This window comes from Rothia mucilaginosa (genome assembly GCF_019334805.1).
Lineage (GTDB): Bacteria > Actinomycetota > Actinomycetes > Actinomycetales > Micrococcaceae > Rothia > Rothia mucilaginosa_C.
Genome location: NZ_CP079822.1, coordinates 1,040,788 through 1,064,808, shown reverse-complemented (window position 1 = coordinate 1,064,808; position 24,021 = coordinate 1,040,788). Strand labels below are relative to the sequence as shown.

Genomic DNA, 24,021 nt, shown 5'->3' with positions numbered 1-24,021 from the left:
CTTTTATACCCAGCCTGCTGACCTAGTTAGCCAAGCTACTAGTTAGTGCCGATGCTCCAGGTAATAGCGGAGTCGGTACGAACCTGCAGGTAGCTCTTGTTGCTCTGAACCCACTGTATGTTGCTCTTCACGGTCGGGATGGTCGAGGAGAAGAACGGGTCGTTCTTGGTCGCGTTCAGAACGGTGAAGCCGCGGGTGGTCGGGCCGCTGGTCTGGAACTCCATGGTTGCCTCGGTGCCTTCGTAGGTGAAAGCGTAGTAGTTCATGGTGCTCTGGAACTTCTCACCCTTCTTGTAGTGGGGTGCGGAGTCTGCATCGTAGACGCGGATGGTCCACTCGCCCTTACCGGTCAGATCCAGCTTGCGGGTGGGGGTGGAGTGGCTGCTCGCGTCAATCCACGCGGTGCCCTTGATCTCCTTGCCGTCGCGGCTGGAGTCGAGAACGCTCACACCCGAGGTGATGTTGCCCTTATCGTCACGGCTGGTGATGAAAGCGTTAACCACACCGTCTGCGGGCTTGAACTCGTAGTAGAGCAGGCCTGCGGACACATCGCCCTTGATCTTCTCAATGTCGATGGTGTCCTTGTTGTCGGCGACGGTCTTCTTGTATTCCTTGAACTCGCCCTCGGGCATCTTCGCTTCAGCAGCAGCGATGGGTGCTGCGGAAGAAGCGGAAGTACCGGCCGCCGCGCTCTCGGATGCGGGAGCTGCGGAAGAAGCCTCAGACGAAGCCGCCGCGGAGGATGCCTCAGCGGAAGTAGCCGCCGCGCTCGATGCCGCCGCAGAATTGGAGGTGGGGTTCGAGCTACCGCGCGGAATCAGCATGACAATCGCCAGGATGATGACAATCAGCAGAGCCAACGCACCACCGATAACACCCCACAGCTTGGTGCCGGAGAGCAGGCCCTTCTTCTCGGAGCCGTCCTCGCCATTGCCCTGGTTGCCGGGCTCGGTCATGTAAGGGTTGCTGAGCGCCACGGTTGCCTGGTCCTGATCAGACACCTGACCCTGGTAGGGCTGCTGAGCGTTGTACGGCTGACCCTGGTAGGGGTTGCCCTGGTACTGACCGCCCTGAGCGTTCTGACCCTGGAAACCCTGGTCCTGGTAGTTGCCACCCTGGAAGTTCTGGCCCTGGAAACCATCAGCCTGGTTCGGCTGGAAACCGTTCGGTGCCTGACCCGCCGGGATGAACTGTGCGTTCTGGCCGCCCTGCGCGTTCTGGCCGGGCTGCATGTTCTGACCGGGCTGTTCCGAGAGGTTCACGGTACGCTCGGACAGGTTGACGGTGCGCTCAGTCTCGGGGGTGTGGAACTCAACGAGCGGGGAGCTCTCAATAGTGTGGGGCGCCTCAGCAGCGGGTGCCTCAGCCGCGGGAGCCTCAACGATGGGCTCAGATACCGGTTCAGCTGCCGCCGGTGCCTCGGGGGCAACCTCGGCGACGGGCTCAACAACAACGGGCTCTGCAACAGGTTCGGAAACGACCGGCTCAGAAGCGGCGGGCTCGGAAACAGCGGGCTTGGATAGCGCGGGCTCAGCAACCGGAGCCTCAACAACGTGCGCCTCAACGGGCTGCTCGGAAGCAGCCTGCTCAGCAACAACAGGCTCGACAACCGGCGCTACGGGAGCCTCAGCAGCGGGCTCTGCATCTGCAGGCTCTTCAACTGCGGAAGACTGGGATGCGAGAACCTGCTCGGGCAGAGCGGTGCCGGTCAGCGGAACCTGAGTCAGGTGACGCATCGGCTTGGGCTCGGAGGACTCCTCAGCGGACTCAGCCTGGGACGCCTCAACGTGGGGCGCCTCTACCTGCTGTGCCTCAACGTGGGATGCCTCAGCCTGGGGTGCTGCCGCCTCCGGAACCTCGACGACCTGCTCACCTTCGAGCTCAGCGGCGAGCTGCTCCAGGTCAACGTCCTCAACGGTCAGCGGTGCTGCAGCTTCGGCGGGCTGCTCAGCCTCAACAGCGGGCTCAGCAACTACAGGCTCAGTAACCTGCTCAGCGGGAGCCGCCTCGGCAGCGGGCTCCTCGGGAATCAGCGGCTCAATAGTAGCCTCTTCAACCTGAATGGGTTCGGGCTCGGGCTCTTCGACCCACAGCTGCCAGCCTTCAGGAACGGGACCCCACGCGGGGTCGGGGCGCCACGTAGGAGTGGGGGCCCATCCAGCAGGAGGAGCGGGCCAGTTGGGCGGCGGATTGAAGACGAGTGCCATAAGAAAGCAGCCTTTCTGGTGCTGAAAAAACACCCCGGAAGAGCGGTCATCAGCGACTATGTATATGAGCGTATTATCGCTACAAATTATGGCATAGGTTCAGAAAATGAACCCCGTGAATGGTAGGTTTTTAGCCTTATTCACGGCTTTTTCAATGGTTTTGGAACATTCCGTATCAATCGGCACTTGAAGGTTTCCGTATGCCCGGTCACCATCGACCCCGCGGAGGCTAGGATTAAAGAATGAACACTACACCGCCTCCCGCACCCCCGCAGGTAGCCGCCGGAACCCCCGCTGCTCCTGCGCCTGTTGCAGGTCTTGCCTACCACCGTCTCTCTCACGCCGACCCGAAATCCCGCTGGTTCTCACCCCTGCTGGAAGGTCTGCTCGGTGTCGCCGTATTTATTGGCCTTAACCTGATCATTTCAGTTGCCCTGGCTGCGACGATTATGGGTTCGGGACTTTCCCTCCAGGATGTAGCTACGAACCGCGCCGTCATTATGGAACACCCGGCGCTGTTCGCGCTGACGTTCCTTTCCCTTATCGCGATTGTGCCTTCGCTCTTTCTGGCACGCCTGGTCGTGGGTCCGAAGCCCTGGGGTCTGATCCATTCGGTGGCGGGTCGTCTGCGCCGCTCGCTACTGCTTCCGTACCTGGGTTTGAGCTTCGCTGTCTACGGCATCTACTACGCCGTGATGCTGGCGTTGAGCGGTGAGAGCCTGCCCGAATACCGCTATTTTCAACCTCCACAGGTTGAATTTCGGGTTTATGTGGCGATGATGCTGCTCCTAGTGCCCGTGCAGTGCTACGCCGAAGAGCTCGCCTACCGCGGCTTCATGATGCAGATGCTGGGCCGCTGGCTCCGCACCCCCTGGCTGCCGATTGTGCTGCCCGCCGTGCTGTTCATGCTCTCCCACGCCTACGACCCCTGGGGTCAGAGCACGATTCTCGCGATGGGTATTTACGCGGGTTTCCTCTGCTGGTACACCGGCGGTCTGGAAGCCTCCATCAGCCTGCACGTGGCAAATAACGTGATTCTGATGCTGCTGTCCATGGTGGCTGGTCTGGATCCGTTCGCCTCCGAGGGCGTGACCCCCATGGATGCGCTGCAGGGCATCGCGCTGGAAGGTGTGTACGTGGTGCTCGCCTGCCTGATCTTCAACGCGCGCGCTCGCCGCGGTGAGGTTTCACGTGAAACACAACCGCTCAAGGTTGATAAATAGTCTATTTGGCGGGTTGCTCTACCCCAGCTACCCCAGCCCGCCCACCCCGCTCCATGCGAGCCTCACCAGGGCTATTACTCCACGCCGCGTGGACTACCAGCCCCGGTCACCCCGTCAACACCCAAGAAAAGGTAGGGTTAAACCATGACTGTTGATGCTGTAAAAAATATTGAAGACCTCGCCGCATTCGTGGTGGAGTCGCCGGTCTCTTACCTCGCCGCGCGCACGGTAGCGCGCCGCCTGCAAGCAGCAGGCTTCACCGAGCTTGTAGAGACCGAAGCATGGGACCCGCAGATCGCAACCGGCCGCCACTTCGTCGTCCGCGACGGTGCGATTATCGCCTGGGCTGGCGGCGCGAAGGCGCAGAAGGCAAGCGGCTACCGCGTGCTGGGTGCGCACACCGACTCGCCCTCCCTGAAGGTCAAGCCCTCCTCCTCCATCACCACGAAGGGCTGGCACCAGATTGCCGTGGAGAACTACGGTGGTGCACTGCTGAACTCCTTCCTGGACCGCGAGCTGTGCGTGGCGGGCCGCCTCACCGTCCTTGAGGGCGGGGAGTTGAAGGACCGCCTGGTGCGCACCGGCCCGATTGCGCGCATCCCGCAGCTGGCGCCGCACCTGGACCACAAGCGTAACGAACTGGTGCTGGACAAGCAGTTCAACATGTACCCCGTGTGGGGCGTGGATCCGGCGGAGAATGATGTGCTCGGCTACATGGCGAAGCACGTGATTGACGGCGAGCCGGTCGACCCGCAGAGCATTGTGGGTTACGACCTGCTGTTCGCTGATTCGCAGCCGCCGCGCCGTTTTGGTGCCGATCAGGAGCTGTTCGCTTCCGGTCGCCTGGATAATCTATCCTCGGTGCACGCTGGTTTGACCGCCCTGGAGCGTTACGTTGCCGATAACGCGGATGAGCACGCTACCGAGACTGTGATGCTTGCGGCGTTTGACCATGAGGAGCTTGGTTCGGAGTCGCGTAGTGGTGCGGCGGGCCCGTTCCTGGAGGATATTTTGGTGCGCCTGTCCGCTGCGCGCGGTGAGAGCACAGAGGAGTACCGCCGTTCGGTGGCGGCGTCGTTCTGCCTGTCGGCTGACGCCGGTCACCTGGTGCACCCGAACTATCAGGGTCACCACGACCCGACCGTGCAGCCGCTGCCCGGTGGTGGTCCGTTGCTGAAGATTAACGCGAACCAGCGTTACGCGACGGATTCGGTGGGTGCTGGCGTGTTTGCGGCGGCGTGTGCGAAGGCTGGTGTGCCGTATCAGGAGTTCGTGTCGAATAACAATATGCCGTGTGGTTCGACGATTGGCCCGATTACGGCGACCCGTCTGGGTATGCGCACCGTGGATGTGGGCATTGGTCTGCTGTCGATGCATTCGATGCGCGAGATGTGCCATGTGGACGATATGGCGTACATGACGCGCGCGGTGGAAGGCTTCTTCCGCCTCTAAATTGAACCCCGCTGATGTATGAGTAGCTGGGGTGTGGGCGCCGGGAACCTAAGGTTCCCGGCGCCCATATCTTTTAAAAAAATTTTTCAAAATTTTTCGGGGGGGGGAGTGTTTACCTCTTGAATAGGGTTCATGTTTGCCGTAAAGTAACCCACAATACGTTATACACGTGTTGCACACTACTTGTTTTTGAGAAGTTTTCACCAATGATGGTGCGCCATCAGCTCGTAACCGGCGTAGCGAGCGAACCCCAACGTGAAAGGCGGTTCCCATGTTCTTCTATATTTCTGTGTTCCTGCTAGTGGTTTTGGTCATTGTGGGTCAGCTGAAAAAAGCACCACCAAGGTTGCTAAACAACCCCAGCTATCAGAAGGAGAGGGAGCAGGTGCGAAAGCACCGGCGCATCCTGGATGTGCTCGGCGTGGGTTTTGCTCTTGCCCTGATGATTATTCAGTGGGGTGGCCCCCTGACGACGCTTGCCTTTCGGGCGTGCGTTATTTGGTTGATTCCCAGCCAGCTGTATAGGCTCTGGCAGAAGTTCAATGTGCCGCGTGGGGTACTCTTCGCGTGTGCTGTCGCGCTAATCATTATTGAGTTTGGGTTGGCGCTCCTACCCTAACCTGCACCCTATAACAGTTGTGGCGGTGACCGAACAACGGTCACCGCCACAACTATTTTTAAGATGAGACAGACTCAGATTAGACAGGGTTGTCGGGGCTGGGCAGGGTTACCACCTCAGACCAACGAGTATCCTTAGCGGCCGCACGGTTCGCGTCGCTCTTCTGCTTCACATCGGCTGGCGCCTGCTGCGCACACAACTCAAAAGCAACAATGTAGTTCTCAGGGTAGTTTGCCGCGAGCAGCTCCTGGCGGGTCGGGAAGTACTCCTTACCCTCTCGAATATCGACATAGTTGCTTGCCTTGTAGGGGTCGGCGCTCTGGATGTCAGCGCGCGGGCCGGAGGCTACCTTTCCGCTTGCCACGTTATTGTCATCGATAGCGCGCACCCACGCTGCGGCGTAGGCGTGATCAGCCTTGTTCTTCTCGTACAGCGCCAGGCACTCGGCTCCTGCTGATTCAGCTTCGGCGCGGGTGGGGAAGTTCGCCTGGTTGCGCACAACATGCCGCGCGGAGACGTAGGAGGGGAGTGCTGTTCCACGGTCGGCGCTGATGGCTTCCTGCTGCTTGAGGGTTTCAGCTTTCGTGGCTTCGTCAGGTTCAAGGCAGGGGGTGGAGGTCTTCTTCGCCGCGGAAGAGGAGGCGGACCCGGTGGCGCTTGAAGCTGACGGGGAGGAAGCCGCGGTCGTGCTCGAGGGCGCGGGAGTGTTTGATGCCGTGCTGGTGGAGCTACCGCAGGAGGCAAGAAGCAGGGGGAGAATCGCCAGTGCGGCACTGCGTCGTAGACCGCCGGAATGGAACGAAAGAGAACGGAACGAAAGAAAAACAGGGGTTTGGGTCATGGGACCACCTCACAGGAGGGATGGAACGATATATTGCGTCTAAACATACCCAAATATTTGATACATGGTCAATGGAAAATGTCACCTTATTTTAAAACCAACACTCTAGACGCAAGATGCGCAACCCAGTAGTCTTAAGGTTCTGACCTGCTTAAACATGAGGTAGACGGGGTAAGAGTGCGGAGGCTTTGCGGGTCGCCTACCTATCCCAGTATTGGCTTTGAGACTTAGTGGATAAGAAAAACAACATTGAGGCTATGTATTCAGTGTTGCGCTACTAGTGTTTTATGCTCTTGAAAGGAAATGACATCATGAATTCTACATATAAGATGTTCGCCGTAAATGAGAAAATAATTTTGTATATCTTGTTTCTCATTGTATTGCAATTTTTCTATATTTTCCCAACTAGCCTGTATACAGAGTTCAATGGATTTGTCTCGCCATGTGATGGGTGGCAAGGTAGCTATTTCGACTACATACCCTTCTTTGTGGTGGGAGTTGTATTAGCTAGCTTGTGGCAGATTTTTAGTATATGGCTGGGTGTAAAGCTTCGCATAGGCATTTTTTGGATCGCCTCACTGTACTTAGTTTTTAAAATGTATGGGACTTATGAAATTTTAAAAGGCAATATCTTAAGTTCATGTAAAGTCCCTACAGAATATATGCATGGAATATTGTGGCCATATGATCTACAGGCATTCATTCTCTGGGGTCCCGATATTATCTCATGCATTATTTTTATAGCAGTTTTTATTGCATGCTCTAAGCGTAGCTACTGGATACCAACCCTCGCAGCTATAGCCGCATTCGTTACGCAGTGCGTCCTCTCGGTGCTGCTCTGGGAATACGTTAGGGGACTTATCTACTATCTCCTGTAGAAGCTTTGAGTCGTCGAGATGCATGCCCTTACGAAGTTCGAGGTTGCATAAAGGGCGCCCTGACCGTGACCCTCCGGGTATGTTGGCTTCTGCTGATTATCTGGCAAATAACAATATCTGATGCAGGTGTTTCGGTGTCGTGTTTGCTCCAAGAGTCCGACAGGCTCCGTGTTTACGCAAGTCAAAACGCTGAACAAGCTTGTTTGCCGATTTTCTTTCGAGATGTTGGATTTTAAAAAATAAACATAATTTTCTCTTGACCATGTATCAAAACTGCCCGTATAGTGAGGGTCAATTCGGTATGTTCCAGCCCACAATGAGGTGACATCATGACCCTGAATTCTAGGACCCCCAACCCCCGCTATAACGCACTGCGATACGGTGCCGCTCTCTCAATTCTGCCCCTGTTCCTTGCCGCCTGCGGTGGTGTGAACACCGCGGCAAGCAGCACCTCCTCGCCCTCCACGGCGAGCGCCTCAGCAACGGCAAGCACCACGCCCACCGTCAGCTGCTCCTCATACTCCGCCGAAGCTGTCGCATCAGCAGAAGCCGCCAAGCCCGTCCCGCGCACCGATGAACAATACCCCGCGTACATCCAATACCGGAACATCCTCGCAGACGGCGCCCACATCATTGAGCCCAGCGAAATCGACAGCAACTGCCACGCCGCACTCAAAGCAGGGCGGAGCACCCTCCCCGAATACGTTCAAAGCATCGATGCCTACAACGCCCGCCCCAGCGTCGGAGTCACCGACCCCTTCGCCGGTAGCGAGTATCGAGACATCAAGAACCGCAACGAATTCATCCCCCACCGCGCCGACCTAGAAGAAGCCGCCTACCCCGAGATGATTATCCGTCTCTACGAAAAGTGGTACGAGGCAGCCCCCGCAGACATCAAGACGCTCAGCGACGGCAACCGTGCACGATTCCTCGCCACGAGCGCCTACCAGCAGTGGAAGACCCAGCCCCAAACCCCCAGCAGCGCCCGCCCATAAACCCACTCACGCATAAGCCCACGCAAAAAGAGTTGTGGCGGTGACCGAACAACGGTCACCGCCACAACTCTTTAACAGGTCTACAACGGGCCTCGGGGGAGGGGCTACTTGCCCTTCACCTCGCGTGCCAGAGCCAGCAGTTCCTCATGCACCGTCGTATCGCCCGTAACCTCCGGGTGGAAAGAAATACCAATCAGGTTGCCCGAACGCACACCCACAATCTTCCCCTCATGACGAGCCGTCACCTGCACACCCTCACCAGTGCCAGTTACAATCGGCGCACGAATAAACGCCGTATCAATAACCACCTCATCACCGGCAGGGGTCAGCCACGGCAGGCGCACCTCCGCAGAATCAACCTGCGAACCAAACGCGTTACGACCCACCGAAACATCCAAAACACCCAGCGACTGCTGACCCGGTGCCGGATCATCAATACGCTCCGACAACATAATCAGGCCAGCACACGTACCCAGAGTCGGCATGCCCGAAGAAATCGCCTCAATCAGCGGCTCACGCACACCAAAAATACGGGTCAAACGGTCAATCGTTGACGACTCACCGCCCGGCAAAACCAGCGCATCCAGACCCTCAAGCTGCTCACCGGTACGCACCCAACGCACCTGCGCACCCAGCGACTCCAGCATCTCCGCATGCTCACTCACGCCGCCCTGCAACGCCAAAACACCAACCGTCAAACCCTCACCCGGCAAAACACCGGTAGGCTGAACCTTCTCAACCATCACCGCTCCCTTCACAAAACAACAAACACAACAAACGCAAGGAGGGTGGGACCCGCCTCAGCGAACCCCACCCCCTCATCAAACACTCACCCCGAATACGGGGTGCGCGCACGAATTACCAGCCGCGCTCCGCCAGGCGGTGCGGTGCCGGAATGTCAGCAACGTTAATGCCGACCATAGCCTCACCCAGGCCGCGAGAAGCCTCAGCAACCTTCTCCGGGTCATTGTAGAAAGCAGTAGCCTTCACAATAGCCTTCGCACGAGCAACCGGGTCGCCCGACTTGAAGATACCGGAACCAACGAACACGCCGTCAGCGCCCAGCTGCATCATCATCGCGGCGTCAGCGGGGGTAGCCACGCCACCAGCAGTGAACATCACGACGGGCAGCTTACCGGTCTGAGCAACCTCAAGAACCAGCTCGTACGGTGCAGCCAGTTCCTTAGCCTTCACGTACAGCTCGTCGGGCATGGTGTTGTACAGGCCCTGCAGCTCAGCAATCTGACGCTTAATGGTGCGGATGTGCTTGGTCGCCTCAGAGACGTCACCGGTGCCAGCCTCGCCCTTCGAACGGATCATAGCGGCACCCTCGGTGATGCGGCGCAGAGCCTCACCCAGGTTGGTAGCACCACACACGAAAGGCACCTTGAACTGGTGCTTGTCAATGTGGTTCACGTAGTCAGCGGGGGAGAGAACCTCGGACTCGTCAATGTAGTCGACCTTCAGGGTCTCCAGGATCTGAGCCTCAACGAAGTGGCCGATGCGTGCCTTCGCCATGACCGGAATCGAAACAGCATCAATGATGCCCTCAATCATGTCCGGGTCAGACATACGAGCCACGCCGCCCTGCGCACGAATATCCGCGGGAACGCGCTCGAGAGCCATGACGGCAACAGCGCCAGCATCTTCAGCGATCTTAGCCTGTTCGGGGGTGACGACGTCCATGATGACGCCGCCCTTGAGCATGTCGGCCAGGCCGCGCTTAACAAGCGGGCTGCCGGTTACGGTGTTGTTATCAGTCATGACCTTATCTTCTCACGTTCTGAGTGTTCGCGCGCACTCACAGGGGCGGATTTTCTGTTCTCTGACACAGTACGACCCCAAGTTCACGTCAGAACGACACAAAACGTCATGAAAAGCGGTTAGAGTAGGGCGGTTCATGGGCTGAGCAGGCCCGGCTGAGCAGACCCGCCGGATGCACGCAGGTCGCCTCCCATAAACTCACATCCCGAGCGGCCATAAGGCAAGGTTTTGCTCAGGGTAAACATCCACCCACCCGCACTGAACAACGGTAAAATACAGAAGCTACGCCCGCACTCGTCCCCACGCGGAAGCCTCACGGCCCAGGGAACGAGCAAAACATTTTGGGCACCCTGGCACCCGCACACTCGCGGACATCAGCCGTCTATCAGACGCACACCATGAACCAGCCGCCACATCCAAAAGGAACACACCAAATTGCTTGAAGTCATCATTGCCCTATCGCTGGCAATTCTTCTGGGTAATATCCTCGCCCATAAAATACGGATAACCCCCGCCATTCTGCTCATTTTCCTGGGGCTTGTGCTGGCGCTCATCCCCGTTCACGCCATGCACGAGGTGCGCGAGGTCGGGCTGCCACCGCACGTGATTCTCGAAATCTTCCTGCCCGTGATGCTGTTCTGGGAGACCCGAAACACCTCCTGGCGTGAGGCGCGCGCTCGTCTGCGCGGCATTCTGCTCTCGGGCACGGTGCTCGTAATTTTCACGGCGTTCGTTATCGCCTGGGTGCTTCACACATTTATGGGCGTCTACCTGTGGCATGTGGCGCTGATTATCGGTGTGGCGCTCGCCCCCACCGATGCTGTGGCCGTGGCAACGCTCAACGGCAAACTCCCCAAATCTTCCATCACCACCCTTAAAGCGGAAGCACTCATTAACGACGGCACCACCCTAGTTCTTTTCGCACTCGCCCTGCAGCTTGCGGGTGGTCATGAACTTACCCTGGGGACTGCATCCGGAATGTTCTTCTTCTCGTTCCTGATTGGAACTCTCGTTGGCCTGGCCGTCGGATGGGGTGTAGATAAGCTGCGTGCGCACATCGGCAACCCCATGAACTTCAGCGTGTTCATGTTTACCGTGCCGTTTATTGCTTTCTTCCTGGCTGAAGAGATCGAGCCTTTTGAGGGCATGAAAGGTTCCGGAGTGGTGGCTGTGGTGGTCGCCGCTTTCTACCTGACCTATCGCGGACCGGATACCATCAAACCCCAAAACCGTTTCTACGGTCTGCCCATCTGGTCGTTTGTCTCCTATGTCATGAACGGTGCGCTCTTCGTGCTCGTGGGTGTTCAGCTGCCCAGCGCCACAGCGCCTGTGGATGATGTTCTTCGTGAATACAACTATGCGTGGGCTTTGACGTTCGCCGTGATTGTGGTGGCATGGCTTGTTTCCATTGCGGCGCGTTTTATTTTCCTGCACGTCTCGATCGGTATTATTCGTGCCCTTGACCGTTCAGAAAAGCAGAAGCAGCTGCGCACAACTTTCCGTGGCCGTGTAGTGAGTACCTTTGCGGGACTGCGCGGCGGTGTTTCCCTCGCGGTGGCTCTCTCCGTGCCGACTGATGTTCCCGCGCGTGACTTTATTATCTTTGTTGTTGCGGGCGTGGTTCTGCTGTCGATGGTGGTTCAGGGGATGCTCCTGCCGCTCGTTATTAGGTGGGCGAAAATTCCGGTTGATACCACCGAAGAAGATGAGATTAATGAAGCAATCCGCACGATCATTGCCGAGTCCTTCGACTCTGTGGCTGAGATCGGCCAGGAAATTGGTGCACCACAGTGGATTATCGACCGCATTGCCGACGAACAGATGTACAACGCGAGTATACACCGCAACCTGCACGCCGTTCGTAAAGACGGTGCGAATGCGCCGGAAGAAGCCCGCCGCATTATTGAAGCGGGCGACCTTGAGAAAGAGCTGCGCCTGCGGCATTTGGAGAAGCAACGCAGCGTGCTCAAGCGCCTGCGTAATGAGCGCATAATCGACACGAATGTGCTCCACGCGATTCAGGAAATCCTGGATATTGAGGAGGTTCGCGTGCTTGGTCCGGTTGAGCTCGAATAGCTCACACTCCTACATGCGATACGTATGAGGCGAGGCGTCCCACCCCGAAGAGCGGGGGAGGGGCGCCTCGTCACTTTTATGTCTAAACCTCTAGACCCACCACTACCTGGAGACGGTACAATACACTAGCCCGTTTTTCGCGCGGATCGTGCTTTTTGCCGCGTCATTCACCGCGCACCGGGCACAACACAGACCAGAACCACAGGAATCTATGACACCTCAGCAGACTGAAAACACCGCACCCGAAAACGGTGCCTCTGAAAACACCGCACCCAACAACGGTGCACCCGCCGCAGGACACGGCCCGCACGGCCCTCAGGGTCCCCACGGTCCGCATGGCGCAAGCGAAGACCCGCAGAACATCTACCTGCTCAAAGACGCCCCCATCCTCAAGGCGCTCCTCTCCCTCGGCGTGCCCATGGCACTGGGCCTCGCCATCACCAGCATCTACAACGTGGTGAACTCCTACTTCGTCGGCCACTACGGCAGCGTTGAAGAGCTCGCCGCCACCGGCTACGGCGTGCCCGTCTTCGGCGTCATCATGGCAATTGCGGGCCTGTTCGGTCTGGGCGCCTCCACCCTCGCCTCCCGCAAGCTCGGTGAGGGCCAGCCCGCCCACGAAATCCACCGCGTCACCTCCTTCGCGCTCTACTCGGCACTCGGTGTAGGCGTTATCGCCGCCATTATCGGCTTCATCCTTGCCGACCCGATTACCGGCATCATGGGCGCCTCCGGCGGCTCCTACGAGCCGACCCGCATCTACGTGCACCTCATGTTCCTCGGAGCGCCCCTCGCCATTGGCATGTTCACCCTCGAGCAGCTGGTCCGATCCGAAGGCTACGCCAAGCAGTCCATGTACGGCATTATTGTCGGCACCGTCGTCACCTGCATCTTCGACGTGCTGTTCATCGCCATCATGGGCATGGGTATTGCCGGTTCCGGCTGGGCGATGCTACTGGCCAACGGTGCGTCCATGCTGTACTACCTGCTGTTCCTGATGCGTCAGAGCGAGAACTTCTCCGCGAACATCCGCGACTTCTCCCTCGACCCCGCCATCATTAAGCCCGTGGTTGCAGTCGGTGCCGCTGAGCTCATTCAGAGCCTGAACCTGATCTTCGCCGCCCTGCTGCTGAACAACCTCGCCGCCTCCTACGGTGACGACACCGTGGCGGCGTTCGGCCTGGCAATGCGCCTGAACATGGTGCCCGAAATGCTGTGTATGGGCCTGTGCATGGGCGGTATCCCGCTGTACGCCTACGCGTACGGTGCCCGCAACGGCGCCCGCGTGAAGCAGGCGCTACGCACCGCAACGATCCTGTCGGTTATTACCTCCGCGGCCATCACCATTCCGGTGCTGATTTTCCGCCGCGAACTGCTCGCCGTGGTTGGCGATGAGCGTCTGGTCTCCACCGGTGAAGAGGTCATGGTCGCGCTGATGCTCGCCGCCGTGTTCAACGCGGTCAGCATCGTGTTTGTGTCCTGGTTCCAGGCGGCCGGTAAGGGCGGCCCGGCAATGCTGATGACCCTCGGCATTGCGCTGCTGTTCTTCCCCGCCGTGTACTTCGGCAACATGTGGTTCGGCTTTAAGGGCCTGACCTGGGCGTTCCCCTTCACCCAGGTGCTCGCCTGCGCGTTGGGCCTGGTGCTGTTCCTCGCCACGGGTGGCGCGAAGGTACCGCCCGCTGAAGCTGAGGTTGAGGCTGAAGGTTCTGAGGATTCGGACGTTCAGGCTGCCCAGGTTTCTGGCGCACAGCCCGAACAGAAGGCATAGTCCTCGGTCTGCAAAAGCATAGTAAAAGCCCCGAACTCCCACCAAGGGATTTCGGGGCTTTTACGTTAGTTCATTTGCCGGTTGAGGCGCTAGTTCTTCCACCACGAATCAAAAATCGTCACCGGGGTAGTGCGCTTGTGGCGGCTACGCAGGTAAATCTGCTCCAGCTTCTCCGCCGCAGCCTCGTCGATTTCCTTACCCTCCAGGTAGTCGTCAATCTGCGGGTACGTCAGACCCAGCTCATCCTCATCGGTACGGCCGGGCACGCCGTCCAGCAGGTCAGCAGTCGGCGGCTTAGCCCACAGACGCTCAGACGCACCCAAAACACGCAGCAACAGCTGGTTCTGGCGCTTATTCAGGCCGTACAGCGGCAGCAGGTCCGCGCCGCCATCACCGAACTTCGTGAAGAAGCCGGTAATGGACTCCGCCGCGTGGTCGGTGCCGACCACCAGGTAGCCGGGGTCGCCAGCAATCGCGTACTGGGCAATCATGCGGGCGCGCGCCTTCACATTACCCTTGTTGAAGTCGCTGATCTGCTCGCCGGTCGCGGCAGTGTAGGCGCTGTCGAAACCGTCCACGGCTTCGGCAATGTTGAAGGTCAGGGAGCGGGTGGGCTGGATGAAACGTAGCGCCTCCTGCGCGTCCTCTTCGTCGTGCTGCACACGGTAGGGCAGGCGCACCGCCACGAACTCGGTGGTGCGGCCACGCTCGTTGAGGCGGTCCACCGCCAGCTGGCAGAGGCGACCCGCCAGGGTGGAGTCGATGCCGCCGCTGATGCCCAGTACCAGGCCGCGGCTTCCGGTGGCTTCCAGGTAGTCGCAGATGAACTGGATGCGGCGCTCCACTTCTTCGCGTGCCTGCTCTTCGGTCATGTTGGGCTTGACGCCCATTTCACGGATGATCTGTGCCTGTAATTCACGCATGACTTAAGTGTACGCTCCACCTTATAGCCCGTGCGGTGAACCGCCGAGGGAGGCGAGGTAGTGTTCCACACGGTGCGTTCAGCGCGGCGTACGCGGTGGGTTCAGTATCGTTTCAGCCCTGAAAATACACAGCATACTCACCGGTAAAAACCCTGTGCGACAACCCGTGCGGCTGTTAGCATGAACATACGGTTCAAATACCGTTCAAAACAGCCGGTGATGAGGGAAAACACCCACACACCCGCTACGCCACAGAACACGTCAACCAAGGACGGTGAAGACAGCACCATGGCAAAAACAAAAACTGAACTCTACGACGAGCTCGTAGACATCGAAACCAGCCTCGAAAACCACCCGCTCACCTCGGGGAAAATAGCGGAGGCGAACATCATCGTCGAGCAGATGAAGGAGCAGGGCGCCACCCCGGAAGAAATCGATGAGGCGCTTACCGGGCAGGGGCTGCCCTCCCTCGTGGAGATAGGTAAGAGTACCTTGCTGCAGTCTTTTAGCCTCTGGAAGCTCAGTCACCGCAAGTCCAAGGTGGAAGCCGCCATTGAGAAAATCAACCGTAAAGAAGCCCGCCAGCGCTAACTAGCCCGCCTCGGGCAGGGTGAGGCAAGCAAATACCCCCGGCAGATGCGTACAGCATCCACCGGGGGTATTTAGCGCTCAAATATAACGCTCCGATTAGCGGTTATTCAGCACACGCACGTTATAGCGGTGCAAGAACGCCGCCATCGCGCCACGCTCAATCGGCTGAACCGGACGGAACGAACCATCAGCCCAACCCGTCGTAATACGCTGCTCAGCCAACCACGAAATCTCACGGTAGAACTGGCTACCGGCCGACACGTCACTAAACGGCGAAGCCACCGGAGCAGAATACGCCGGCGAACCCGCAAAACGGTAGAAGAACGCCGCCATAGCGTCACGGTTCACCGCAGCATTCGGGCGGAACGTACCATCCGACCAGCCAGTCGTAATACCGCGGGCACGCATCCACTCAATCTCCTTGTAGAACGGGTGATCACGCGGCACATCCTTAAAGCTCGGGGTGCTCGGCGCGGTGAACTGCGGCGAACCCGCCATACGGTAGAAGAACGCCGCCATCGCGCCGCGCTCCACCGAACCGTTCGGGCGGAACGTGCCGTCAGGGTAGCCGGTCGTAATACGACGCTGAGCCAGCCAGTTAATGTCATTCACGAACGGGTAATCCGCCGGAACATCCGTAAAGTGCGCGCTCGCGGCGGTAGCCTCAGAATTCGACGAGACACGCAGAACCTGCGCACGCTCACCCGCAGCACCGTTCGTACCGGACAGGTCACCGGTCGCATTGTGCATGTGCAGGAACAGCGCAGAAACGTTCTTCGCGTCGCCGTTACGGTGCGCCACCAGCTGAGTCTCCGGTGCGTCCACGAACAGGTTCGGCACGCCCGCCGAATCGCCACTGAACCACAGCTTCGGTGCCGCATAGTTGAACACCACCGAATCAGTCGTATCAACCACAGTCGTAGCGGAGAACGCGCTCGAAGTGGTCACCGAGTACGAAATCTCAGTGGACTCGGCGTCCGGGTCCAGACCCAGAACGCTCAGCGGAACAGTCATCACCAGAGTGTTCGAATCCATGATGTTGGTGTCCGTATCACCCCAGGTGCCGTTCAGCGGATACAGGGCGTTCTCAATGGCCTGCCACTTGCCGTTGCTGCGCTTAGAAACCTTCACCAGCGGGTAATCCAGGCCCTTCTCACGCACCGTCTGCAGGCGGTAGTCGCTCGTGCCGTCCTTGTCGGTGTCAACGAACACGTAGTAGGTGCCGCGCGGGGTCACCTCCTGCCAGTTACCCCAGGTGGAAATACCGAAGGACAGGCTCGCCTCGGAGGTGTCCGCACCGGCAGCCTTCAACGCCGCCACGTTCGAGGCGGCACCCACGTACTGCAGGTCCATGCGGGAATCCGAACCCACACCCAGCTTCGCGGTCGGGATGCGCGGGCTCGAAGCGCCCAGCTCAAAAGCACCCAGCAGGGAGCGGTAACCGCCCTGATCCACCGCGGTACCCTGCAGGGTCAGGGTCTGCTCGGTCGCGCCGGAACCCTCCGCATCGAAGGCGATATCGGAGCCAGCCACACGCATCGCGGAGACAGGCTTCGGTGCCACATGCAGCGGCATGCGCAGGGTCTTCACCGCAGCCGAGGAATCAGTATCGGTCAGGATCAGGCGGCCCGAAGCGCTCGCAATGTACTGGCGGGCACCCGAAATGGTCACCGCACCGGTCGAGTAGTTCACCGAATCCTGGTTCGGGTACATGGACGGGTCGCGGGTCTTCTCCAGCTTCGACGGGTCAATGCGCACCGTCACGGTGAACGTTGCCTTCTGACCGGCACCCACAGACACGGACTGCGGGTAGGAGAACTCCACACCCGGGATGCTCGTGCTGCCCTCATAGTTCAGGGTGTAGGTGTGTGCCACCGAGTCGGTGTTCTCAACGCTCACGCGGTGCTGCAGGGTCTGCACACCGGCGTTCGGGGTGTACTCGAGCACGCCGAACGTGTCCGAAACCTGTTCGGGGCGTGCCGCGTTGAACAGCATGACGCGGTCAGCCACCGCTGCACGCGTGTTGATGCGGCCGGTACCCACACGGTCCACCGCGTAGGGGTTGCCCCAGGCGTCCTGCATGTGGTGGTCGGCAGTGTTCATGATGACGGTCTTAAGCATGCGCGGACCGTACTCCGGGTGCGCCTGCATGATCAGCGCCGCAACACCGGCAACAAAGGGCGTGGACATGGACGTACCGGTCTTCACGCTCGAACCGGTACCGCTACCAACCTCGATGGAGGAAATGTTCGTGCCCGGTGCCGCAACATCTGGCTTGGTGATGCCGTGCGAACCGTGCAGACCACGCGCGGTGGAGGTGTTCGCCTGATCCAGCTTGCCGTTGGGCACGCGAATCGAGTCGCGCAGGTTCTCGCCGAGCTGCAGGGTCAGCTCACCCGAATCAATCTGCGCGGAAAGGCGCTCCACCTGGCTCTTTGCCAGGCGCACGCCCGGAATACCGGAGTTACCGCCGATAGCGGTGTCACCGACCTCAGTGTTCGAGGTGAGCACCACGCCGGTCGCACCCGCCGCCTGCAGGTTGTCGAAGCGCACCTTCGAACCGCAGGGGGATGCCCCGTCAGCGTCCGCCCAGTCGATGAGAGCCCACTTGCCCTTCAGTGCTGCAGCTTCCTCTTCGGTGAATGCCTCGCAGGCGTAGCGGTTGCGGGAGGCGGCACGCACCACGGTGCCGCGTAGCTGCTCCTCGGTCGCCTTCGAGTAGTCGAAGTTCACCGAGTAGTCGCCGTAGGTGTCCGCCTCGTTCGCGGGGGCGAGAATCTTCACGCGGTCCACCAGCTGGGTCGAGCCGATGGAGTTCGCCACGGTCAGGCCGTAGGCGCTGGTGCCGGGGCCGCCCGAGTTGGAGTAGGTGTCGCCCACGGCGTTGTAGTTGTTGGCGTTACCCGCCGCAACCACGGAGAGGATGCCCTCACGGTAGAGGGAGCCGACCGCGTAGTTCACGGTCTCATCGAACACGCCGAACTCGTTGCCGAGCGACAGGTTCGCGATGTCGGCGCGGTCGGAGAAGTCGCCGTCATCGTTGGGGTCGAGCACGCGGTCCAGGCCCTTGGGGACGAACGCGGTGGTGCCCTTACAACCGAAGATGCGCAGGCCAATCAGCTGGGCGTCCGGCGCGGAGCCGGGGCCGATCTTCATGTCCTTGAGCTGCTCTTCGGTGAGCTTGGAGTAGTCGCCGTGGAAGGTGCTGCCGTCCGCGTTCACGCCGTAACCTGCCGCTGTACCCGCCACGTGGCTACCGTGGCCGCCGCAGTCGAGCGGGTTGTTATCCGGGTGGGGCGTGGAGGTTTCCTTCTTACCGGAGTTGTAGTCGTCACCGACCAGGTCGTAGCCGCCAAGGAACTTCTTCGGATCGTAGGTGCCCTCGGGAATCGTGTCGGATGCCTTCGCCTTTTCGAAGGCTTCCTTGGTGCCGGGGCCGCCCAAATCGGCGTGGGTGTAGTCGATACCGGTGTCGAGCACGACAATCTTCACGCCCTTGCCGGTGTAGCCGGTGGAGGCGGGGTTCGCCGGGCTCTTCGCCCACACGGAGAGCGTGTCGGTATCGATGAGGGTGCCGCTGTTCTGCGGTGCCATGTCCTCAATGATGCTGATGCGTTCCACATCGTCGCGGTTTGCGAGCGCACGAATCTGCTCGACGTTACCGTAGAGCGCCACGCCGCGCATCGTGTTGTGGGTGGTGTACAGGACCTGCGCGCCGGATTCCTTCGCCGCGGAGGCGCCCTGCTGCTGCACGCTGGCGCGGATTGCCTGCACCTGTGCTTGCGCGTTGACGGGTGCCTGTGCGCGGGAGCGGACCGCGTCCGGCTGGGTCTGGGCGTACGCGCCCTGACCCTTAAAGCGGACGAACACGGCGCGTTCGCCGGTGGCGCCGTCCAGGCTGGGGGAGAGGACTTCGTTGTTGTTCTCGCCGGTGCCGGTGTCATGGCGGGGTGCGTCCCGGTCTGCGCCGCGTACTACGCCCGGTGCCGCGTAGGCGGCGGTACCGAACGGCAGAGCGGTCAGCCCGAGGGTGAGCCCCAGGGTGAGTGCGCCGCAGCTACGTGCCAGCTGCTTGAGGCGACCCGGCTGTGTGTGCCGGGCTGCTCGCGCGGGGGTAGCTTCAGGGAAGGTTGCCACTGAATGCTCCTTGATTCTTTTATTGATGGGTGTGTTTATTAGCGGTTTCTTCACTGTGGGTTCTGCGCGGAGGGTTCTGCGACGCGGGTTCCGCACCGAGAGTGCTACGGTGCGTCTGCGCTGCGTCTGCAGTATGTCTACAGTGTGTCTGCGGTGCGCCTCCGGCGTGTCCATATGGCGTGTCCATGCGGCGTGAACGTCAAGGTTCATGCCGCCTGGTGAAGAAACCTTCATTCATTGTCTCAACGATTCTTTATATAACCTAGTCAGACTCGTATTACGGAACATTACGCGTAAATAGAAAGCACCCGGCCACAAAAAAGGGAGCCGCACCGCCGCAGATAAACTGCAACGGTACGGCTCCCTCGATAGAACCTTGAGGTAAGCACCTACAGCGGTAGAACCTTACGAAACCTTAGATTTCAGGGCTTTCCTTCAGCACACCCGTGCTGTAGCGGTACACGAACGCCGCCATAGCGTCGCGGTGCACCGGCTCCACGGGGCGGAACGAACCATCGGGCCAACCGGTGGTCACGCCCTGCTCAGCCAGCCACGAAATCTCGCGGTAGAACTGCTTGTCGGTCGGAACGTCCGTGAAACGAGCCTGCGCGGGGGCAGTGTACTCGGGCGAACCTGCGTAACGGTAGAAGAACGCAGCCATCGCGTCACGGTTCACCGAACCCTCCGGACGGTAGGTGCCATCGGGCCAGCCGGTCGTGATGCCCTGAGCCTTCATCCACTCAATCTCCTTGTAGTAGGGGTGGTTGAGCGGAACATCCGAGAAGCTCGGGGTGGACGGTGCGGTGTACTGCGGCGAGCCGCTCATGCGGTAGAAGTACGCAGCCATGGTTGCGCGGTCCATGTTGTTCAGCGGGCGGAAGGTGCCGTCCTGGTAGCCGCGGTCAATCTGACGGGCAGCAATCCACGTGATTTCACGGTAGAACTGGTTATCCGCCGGAACGTCGGTGAAACGTGCATCGTGGATGGTACGAGCCACCTTCACGACCTGCGCACGGTCGCCAGCGGCAACACCGTTAGCGGTCTTACGGCCGCTCAGGTCACCGGTCGCGTTATGCATGTGCAGGAACAGAGCCTGACGCTCCTTGTTGTTGTTCTTGCGGTGAACGGTCAGCTGACCGCCGTCACGATCCACGAACAGGCCGGGTACGCCCGACTCCTCACCGGTGAACCAAACACCGGGCTTGAAGGGGGAGTACTCGATAGCCGAGGTGGTGTCCACGTAGGAGTTACCCTCGTTGTACCAGGTGTCGGTCTGCACCGTGTACTTGATGCTCTGAGCCTTCTCAGCGGTCAGGCCCAGGTCCTTCAGCGGTACACCCAGAATCATAGTGTTGGTGTCCATGATGTTGGTGTCGGTGTCGCCCCAGGCGCTGTTGAGCGGGTAGCGAGCCACCACGGTGGATGCGTTACCGGAGATGGACCAGACCTTCACCAGCGGGTAGTCCAGACCCTTCTCGCGGGTTACTTCCAGAACGTAATCTGCGGTGGAGTCGTTGTTCGTATCGATCTGCACCTGTACCTGACGGCCCCAGTGCATGCTGTCCCAGGTGCCCCAGGTCGAAATACCGAAGAACAGAGAACCATCGTTCGGGTTCTTACCGGCAGCCTTCAACGCCGGAGCGTCCGAGGCGGCACCCACATACTGCAGGTCAACAGACTGGTTCGACGGCAGCTTCAGCTGACCGGACGGAATGCGGTCACTGACCGCACCCAGCTCAAACGCACCCAGCAGCGAACGGTAACCGCCCTGGTTCAGGGTCGTACCGCGCAGAGTCACCGTGGACTCCTTATCTGCAGTGCCTTTGTAGTCAATACGGGACGCATCAACACGCATCGCCGAAACAGGCTTCGGCGCCACATGAATCGACTGGCGGATCGCTTCGCGGCCATTCTCAGAGAAAATCAGGCGACCAGAAGCGCTCGCAATGTACTGGCGCTTACCAGCAGCCAGAGTCTTACCGTTCGTCCAGTCCTGAGCAACCTGGTCGGCGCTCATCGCCGGGTCCATGGTCTTCTCCAGCTTGGACGGGTCAATACGCACGGTCACGGTCACGTTCTTACGCTCACCGGCACCCACGCTCACCTGCTGCGGGTAGGAGTACTCCACACCCGGGATGGTCGTGCTTGCCTCGTAGCTCAGAGTGTAGGTGTGAGCCTGCGAATCGGTGTTGTCCAGCACGATTTCACGCTGAACAGTCTGAATACCCGAATCGGGGGTGTACTCCAGCACACCAAACGCGGTTGAAACACGCTCGGGGGTCTTCGCATCGTACGCGATAACCTTCGCGTCCACGGCGGCGCGAGCATTCACCATGCCCGTACCCACACGATCCACCGCGTACTGCGCACCCTGCTCATTCTTGATCGGGGTGGACGCGCCGTTCATCAGCGCAGCCTTAATCATCTGCGGGTTGTAATCCTGATGCGCCTGCATCACCAGAGCGGCAATACCGGTCACATGCGGGGTCGCCATGGAGGTACCGGTGAAGGAAACACCCTTATTACCCATGCCCACAGCGGCAGAGACAATCTCAGTACCCGGCGCCGCAAGGTCAGGCTTAATGAAGCCATCAGAACCGTGCTGACCGCGAGCACTCGAAGAATTCAGGTCAAAAGCGTGCGAGTGGGAGCTACGACCTGAAGCCTTGTAGTCCAGGTTCATCTCAACGGTCACCGGACCGGCTGCCAGAGCCTTCTCCAGGTCCTTCGTCGAAGAAGCAGTCAGACGCAGACCCGGAATGGTCGCATTACCACCAATGCCGATGGTGTAGCGCTCAGCCTTACCGGCCATCACCACACCAACACCGCCGGCAGCCTGAACGTTATCGAAACGCACCTTCGAACCGCACGGGAACGTCAAATCGTCCTGATCCCACTCGAAGTAAACCCACTTACCCTTCAAAGCCTTCGCCTCTTCAGCGGTGAAAGCCTCGCAAGCGTAACGGTTACGCTTCGGTGCGGCAACAACCTCACCGCGCAGCTGATCAGCGGACGCCTTCGAATAATCGAAGTTCACCGAGTAATCACCCTGCAACCACTCCAAACCAGTCTTCGTGGTCGCGCGGACACGGTCAATCGGCTGAGTGGAGCCGTAGGCGTTCGCCACCGACAGCGCCGCAGCCGCATTCGCGGGGCTACCCGAATCGGAGTAGGTGTCACCCACACCGTTGTAGTTATTGGCGTTACCGGCAGCGGCCACAGTGAACACACCCTGGCGCGCCATCGTATTAATCATGTACGACTCAGGGTCGTCAGCCGGGGCAAACTCGCCACCGAGCGACAGGTTCACAATGTCGGCGCGGTCAGAGAAATCACCGTCACCATTCGGGTCCATCACGGTATCAAGCGCCTTCATCACAACACTCGAATTGCCGTAGCAACCGAACACGCGAATCGCCAAAATCTGAGCATCAGGAGCAGTACCGGGGCCAATAGACATGCCCTTCAGCTGCTCCTCCGTCAGGTTCTTGTAATCGCCACGGTAAGTCGTACCGTTCGCCGTCACACCGTAACCGGCGGCAGTACCCGCCACGTGCGTGCCGTGACCGCCAGAACCGAAACCATCCGGGCGGCAATCCAGCGGGTTATTATCCGGCTGCGGAGTCGACTTCTCAGCCACCGACGCATTGTAGTCATCACCGACCAGGTCAATGCCGCCAATGAACTTATTACGATCAATCAGACCCGAATCAGCGGACGGAAGCTCCGTCATCGCCTTAGCCTTCAGGTACGAATCCACCGTACCGGGGCCACCAAAATCAGCGTGCGTATAGTCAACACCGGAGTCAACGATCGCAATCTTCACGCCCTTACCCGTGTACCCCGTATTCTCACGAGTCCACGTGGCAAGAGTCTTCGTATCAATCTCGCTACCGGAGTTCATGCGCTCCTTCGCGATAATCGGCGAAATACGCTCCACATCCGGGCGCTCCGCCAACGCACGAATCTGCGCAGCATCACCAGTAATCGCCGCACCACGCATCGCATTATGCGTGGTGTACATCAGCTTAGAACCAGAAGCGGCCGCCACAGACTGAGCCTGCGACTGCACCTGAGCTGCAATAGCCTGCACCTGCGCCTGACGGTTCGCCGGCGCCTCCTTACGTGCCAGAACAGCCGCGGACTGGGTCTGCTCATACGCACCCTTGCCCTTGAACTGAACATACACGGTGATCTGGCCTTCAGCCTTCTGCAGACCCGGGCTGATACGCGAAGCAGCGTTACCGGACGCGCTCGCAGTGTTTCCTTCGACCTGCTGGGGGCTCTGAGCGTGAGCTACAGAGAAAGTGGCGGGAACGCCGAGAGTCAGGGCAAGAGCCGCACTCAAACCGGTCGCACCGACAGCCTTCATTCTGCGGCGTGGCGCATGAGGCGTTGTCATGGAATCCTCCTTCGGATTTTCTATTTTTCGATGGTGCTGTGTGCTCTGTGGTTGTATATCGGTGATGTGCGGAGGCGGCCCCACCGGAAGACGACGAGTGAGTGCATCCGCCGGTGAAACCGCCACCAAAACTTGAGAGGTC

General features: G+C 59.5%; 14 protein-coding genes. 7 read left to right on the top strand and 7 right to left on the bottom strand.

Translation table 11 applies throughout. The annotated features are described in order from the left end of the window. Positions 1–38: 38 nt before the first annotated feature. Positions 39–2,207 (bottom strand): hypothetical protein, encoded by a 2,169-nt coding sequence (locus LPB405_RS04105; RefSeq protein ID WP_219101985.1) that lies wholly within the window; start codon positions 2,205–2,207, stop codon positions 39–41. 242 nt (positions 2,208–2,449) lie between these two features. On the opposite strand from LPB405_RS04105, the gene LPB405_RS04100 reads away from it, so the two are divergent. The 3 genes from LPB405_RS04100 to LPB405_RS04090 all read left to right on the top strand — a co-directional run bounded on the left by LPB405_RS04100 (position 2,450) and on the right by LPB405_RS04090 (position 5,501). Then, positions 2,450–3,430 carry a CPBP family intramembrane glutamic endopeptidase gene (locus tag LPB405_RS04100; RefSeq protein ID WP_219101984.1) on the top strand — a complete coding sequence of 327 codons (981 nt, stop codon included), beginning with the start codon at positions 2,450–2,452 and terminating at the stop codon, positions 3,428–3,430. Positions 3,431–3,574: 144 nt separating this feature from the next. Then, positions 3,575–4,882, top strand: coding sequence for a M18 family aminopeptidase (locus tag LPB405_RS04095; RefSeq protein WP_219101983.1), 1,308 nt, complete (start codon positions 3,575–3,577; stop codon positions 4,880–4,882). A 271-nt stretch (positions 4,883–5,153) separates the two neighbouring features. Then, on the top strand, positions 5,154–5,501 hold the full coding sequence (locus tag LPB405_RS04090) for a hypothetical protein (RefSeq protein WP_219101982.1): 348 nt from the start codon (positions 5,154–5,156) through the stop codon (positions 5,499–5,501). Between the two features lie 79 nt (positions 5,502–5,580). Here the strand turns inward: LPB405_RS04090 and LPB405_RS04085 are convergent, their stop codons facing one another. After that, a complete protein-coding gene (locus LPB405_RS04085; protein ID WP_219101981.1) occupies positions 5,581–6,342 on the bottom strand; it encodes a hypothetical protein in 762 nt (253 codons plus the stop codon). 1,207 nt (positions 6,343–7,549) lie between these two features. Here LPB405_RS04085 and LPB405_RS04080 point away from each other — a divergent pair. Next, complete coding sequence (locus tag LPB405_RS04080) at positions 7,550–8,215, top strand: hypothetical protein (RefSeq protein WP_219101980.1); 666 nt, start codon at positions 7,550–7,552, stop codon at positions 8,213–8,215. A gap of 104 nt (positions 8,216–8,319) precedes the next feature. On the opposite strand, the gene pdxT is transcribed toward LPB405_RS04080, so the two are convergent. Continuing rightward, the gene (gene pdxT / locus LPB405_RS04075; protein WP_049356106.1) at positions 8,320–8,958 is read right to left on the bottom strand and encodes a pyridoxal 5'-phosphate synthase glutaminase subunit PdxT; all 639 of its coding nucleotides are present in this window, start codon (positions 8,956–8,958) and stop codon (positions 8,320–8,322) included. A gap of 115 nt (positions 8,959–9,073) precedes the next feature. Then, on the bottom strand, positions 9,074–9,979 hold the full coding sequence (gene pdxS / locus LPB405_RS04070) for a pyridoxal 5'-phosphate synthase lyase subunit PdxS (protein WP_049333865.1): 906 nt from the start codon (positions 9,977–9,979) through the stop codon (positions 9,074–9,076). A 435-nt stretch (positions 9,980–10,414) separates the two neighbouring features. Between pdxS and LPB405_RS04065 the strand changes: the two genes are divergently transcribed. Both LPB405_RS04065 and LPB405_RS04060 read left to right on the top strand, forming a co-directional pair. After that, a complete protein-coding gene (locus tag LPB405_RS04065) occupies positions 10,415–12,055 on the top strand; it encodes a Na+/H+ antiporter (RefSeq protein ID WP_049356104.1) in 1,641 nt (546 codons plus the stop codon). Positions 12,056–12,266: 211 nt separating this feature from the next. Continuing rightward, positions 12,267–13,826, top strand: coding sequence for an MATE family efflux transporter (locus tag LPB405_RS04060; protein ID WP_219101979.1), 1,560 nt, complete (start codon positions 12,267–12,269; stop codon positions 13,824–13,826). An 89-nt stretch (positions 13,827–13,915) separates the two neighbouring features. Here LPB405_RS04060 and nadE read toward each other — a convergent pair whose 3' ends face one another. Then, positions 13,916–14,749, bottom strand: coding sequence for an ammonia-dependent NAD(+) synthetase (gene nadE / locus LPB405_RS04055; protein WP_219101978.1), 834 nt, complete (start codon positions 14,747–14,749; stop codon positions 13,916–13,918). Between the two features lie 288 nt (positions 14,750–15,037). Here nadE and LPB405_RS04050 point away from each other — a divergent pair, with 288 nt between their 5' ends. Continuing rightward, positions 15,038–15,340, top strand: a complete 303-nt coding sequence (locus LPB405_RS04050; RefSeq protein ID WP_060824030.1) for a hypothetical protein — start codon at positions 15,038–15,040, stop codon at positions 15,338–15,340. Positions 15,341–15,436: 96 nt separating this feature from the next. Here the strand turns inward: LPB405_RS04050 and LPB405_RS04045 are convergent, their stop codons facing one another. Together LPB405_RS04045 and LPB405_RS04040 are read right to left on the bottom strand one after the other, a co-directional pair. Next, positions 15,437–19,477: a S8 family serine peptidase gene (locus LPB405_RS04045; RefSeq protein ID WP_219101977.1), complete on the bottom strand. Its 4,041-nt coding sequence runs from the start codon at positions 19,475–19,477 to the stop codon at positions 15,437–15,439. A 415-nt stretch (positions 19,478–19,892) separates the two neighbouring features. Next, entirely contained in the window at positions 19,893–23,879 is a 3,987-nt protein-coding gene (locus tag LPB405_RS04040) for a S8 family serine peptidase (RefSeq protein WP_219101976.1), read from the bottom strand. Between the last annotated feature and the right edge of the window lie 142 nt (positions 23,880–24,021).